The sequence below is a fragment of the Mycobacterium sp. genome (genome assembly GCF_035314665.1).
Lineage (GTDB): Bacteria > Actinomycetota > Actinomycetes > Mycobacteriales > Mycobacteriaceae > Mycobacterium.
The window spans coordinates 1-3359 of the sequence record NZ_DATFZD010000332.1 but is presented as its reverse complement, the minus strand read 5'-3'; the positions used below and the strand labels follow the sequence as shown (position 1 = coordinate 3359).

Below are 3359 nucleotides of genomic sequence, written 5' to 3'. Positions count from 1 at the left end.
TGCGCACCGCGACGGTAAGTACTCGGTAGATCGCCGATATGTTGTCGCCGCAACCTAATTCGACATAAACAGAGTTCCGATTGACGTCGTCCAAACGAGAATCAACAGCTTCAACCAGCCGCCACGCGAGTTCGCTGTCAGTGATGCGATGATGATCTGTCGCGTCGTCAAGGTCGTCACGGTGTTTTCCGATGGTCGCGGCGCGTCCTGCTCGCATGCGTACGGGTCGACTAGTTCGCGAACGGTTGAGCCGCGTACTGGTGGGTGGCGTCGAGGTCGTCGCGGATCGCTTCCTGGGCGGCCGGCGGCAGGGTATGCATCATCTCGCGGACGCGGGCCCGCCGACGTTCGACGGCCTGCCGTTCCGGCAAACCCGGGGTCGCCATGATCTGCGGCGGCACGCCCTCGATCTCTTCGGTACCCCCATCGTGGTGACCGGCGTCGGCCATGGCCTGCTCCTCGGCCATCGTCGACTCGTCCTTCTCCTCGGACATGCCGATCGGACCCAGGCGGCGGCCGTTGAGGAACTGGCGCACGACCGGCTCGTCGCTGGTCAGCAGCACCTCACGCGGACCGAACATCACCAGATGCTTGCGGAACAACATGCCCATGTTGTCGGGCACCGTGCGCGCGATGTTGATGTTGTGCGTCACGATCAAGATCGTGCAGTCGATCTGGGCGTTGATGTCGATCAACAACTGCGACAGATAAGCGGTACGCACCGGATCCAGACCCGAGTCCGGCTCGTCACACAGAATGATCTGCGGGTCGAGCACCAGCGAGCGGGCCAGCCCGGCGCGCTTGCGCATACCACCGGAGATCTCGCCGGGGAACTTGTTCTCATCCCCACCCAAGCCGACCAGCTCGAGCTTCTCCATCACGATGTTGCGGATCTCGGATTCCTTCTTCCTGGTGTGCTCACGCAACGGGAAAGCGGTGTTGTCATACAGGCTCATCGAGCCGAACACCCCAGGTTCAATGGGTCGTCGCAACACCGGCTGATTGAACCGATATTAGATGGTCGTTGAAGGCTTCGGCGGGTGTTCTCCAGCTGAGTGTCTTGCGAGGTCGGTTGTTGAGAGCCATCGCGACGGCATCGATCTCGTCGGCATCCCAACGCGATAGGTCGGTTCCTTTCGGAAAATACTGCCGCAGCAGCCCATTGGTGTTCTCATTCGTTCCTCGCTGCCAAGGACTGTGCGGATCGGCGAAGTACACCGGCAACCCCGTGTCGATGGTCAACTGAGCGTGCTGGGCCATCTCCTTGCCGCGGTCCCACGTCAACGACTGAAGCAGATACTGCGGCAGTGTCGTGATCTTGGCGGCGATCGCGTGCTTCATGGCGTGGGCGCCGTAGCCGCCCAGGGCGGGACCATTCTTGACCGGCGCGATGACGCCGTAACCAGCCATCCGCGGCAGATGCAGCAGCATCGTGAAGCGGGTGGTGCGCTCCACTAGGGTGCCGATCGCCGAGCGGTCCGAGCCGATGATCAAGTCGCCCTCCCAATGCCCAGGTACGGCGCGATCGGCGACCTCAGCAGGCCGGGCGCTGATCATCACCTCATCGGTGACGTGGCCGTTGGCCCGCTGACGGGCACGAGCACGGGGAACGCGCAGCGCACGGCCAGTCCGCAAGCACGCCACCAATTCTCGCCGCAAAGCGCCGCGCCCCTGGACATACAGCGACCGGTAGATAGCCTCATGAGAGATCCGCATGGATTCATCATCGGGGAAATCGATCGGCAACCGGTGGGCGATCTGCTCGGGACTCCACGCCGTGGCCCACCGCCGGTCCTGTCGGCGGGCCTTGTTGCGGCCCCTCCAGTGCGGAGCAGCTGGTCCCGGTACCGGCGATCCGTCGGTCAGGCGGATCATCCCGGCGAGCCGATCGGCCACATACCCGCGCAACGCGGCATTGGCCGCCAGCTTGGCCGGCTTGGGGCGACGCGCCATCAACTCAGCCTTCCACTGCGCTATCGACGCCCGATAAGCCAGATATCCACTGCGCGTAGCGGCATTACGCCGAAGCTCGCGCGAGATCGTCGACGGCGATCGACCCAACCTGCGGGCGATCTCGCGCACACCGAGATCCCGCGCCTTGAGCAACGCGATCTCCTCGCGTTCGGTGAACGACAGATATCTGCCTGATAGTGCAGTGAGCTGGATAGACGGCATGCCGCCACGCTCCCTGAACCACCGCGAGCCGACCGGTCCCGACACGCCGCACGCCACCGCAGCGTCCTCACTGGTCAACCCCTCAGCGATCTTGACCCAAAAGGCCCGTTCCACATCACGACGAATCGGCGGGCACCCCGGTGAGCGCATCGCCGGCCGCCCAGTCAACGTCGTCATCCACCCCGCAGGCCTGCCCATCTGACACCTCCATACTCAAGGTGTTGCGACGACCAGTTGAATTCACCCACCGGTCGCCGGGCAGGGTGATGATCTCGATCCCGTCGTCGCGTTGGGGGCCAGCCGATCCTCAGATTGGGCCACGAAGCGCATCGCGTTGCGGTGGCACGCTCAGAGCCTTCGGGACGTCGTCTATCGGAATTACTTCATTGGGGAAGGTGACGACGGCTGGTACTGGGGGTCAAAGATCGCTCACGTCTTGGGATCTCCACACGGGCCACTGCCGTCGGCAGACGAAGCGAAACGCGATGCGCAGCACGCGGAGCGATCAGCGCCATAGCAGCCGCCGACCCGCTCAGGTCAGCCGCGGCGCCGCTTGTCGCTCGGTGACGATGCCCCTGGGCGGTCCGACAGCACCACGTCAGCCTCGTGCAGGTCGGGATCAGATGCTTGGCTGTCGGCGCAGCTGCTGGTCGAGATGCTCTGCCCGAGCTCGCGGATTACTGCAGCGTGGCGCCGACACGCTGCCCGTCTCCGAATAAGTGTTCGATAGATGTCGGGCCAGCGACCTAGACTCGGGAACGCGCGCACCCGTGTTCGCGACCAGGGTGGCGAGCCGTCGAGTCGTCAGGTCGATGAGCTACTCAACAACCGAAGGTCCTAGTCGACGTGTCCAGTAAGAGCCGTCAAGGAACGAGTCGTCCTCGGCGCCCGTCGAGACGAGACGCGCCCACGGGCCGGCCGTCGCCCGCACGACCCCGGCCGCCGGTGTCGGGGACGCCAGGCGTCGACGTGTCTCGGTTGGTGCAGCAGTTCGCGGCCGGGACGGCGCCCGGCGCGGGAGGCGACGTGATTACCCAGCTGATGCGGTTCTTCGGCAAACAGCCACAGCTGGTCGTCTGCGGGCAGCTCGGGCTCCCGCCGCTGACCGCTCAGCAGCGGCGCGAACTTCTCGCCGGCATCAATCTTTACGACGCACTCGAAACCGTCGCCGGCGTGCAGGGGCA

Annotated in this window: 2 protein-coding genes and 2 pseudogenes; 1 reads left to right on the top strand and 3 read right to left on the bottom strand. The window is 64.6% G+C overall.

Annotated elements, in window-relative coordinates; all coding sequences use genetic code 11:
* The 3 genes and pseudogenes from VKI00_RS22935 to VKI00_RS22925 all read right to left on the bottom strand — a co-directional run.
* Positions 1-217: pseudogene (locus VKI00_RS22935) on the bottom strand (hypothetical protein); the annotation flags it as partial.
* A 13-nt stretch (positions 218-230) separates the two neighbouring features.
* Positions 231-968: pseudogene (locus VKI00_RS22930) on the bottom strand (ABC transporter ATP-binding protein); the annotation flags it as partial.
* A gap of 7 nt (positions 969-975) precedes the next feature.
* Entirely contained in the window at positions 976-2352 is a 1377-nt protein-coding gene (locus VKI00_RS22925; RefSeq protein WP_324441549.1) for an IS30 family transposase, read from the bottom strand.
* A gap of 792 nt (positions 2353-3144) precedes the next feature.
* On the opposite strand from VKI00_RS22925, the gene VKI00_RS22920 reads away from it, so the two are divergent.
* Positions 3145-3359: hypothetical protein (locus tag VKI00_RS22920; protein ID WP_324441547.1), on the top strand; the 215-nt coding region annotated here is incomplete at its 3' end.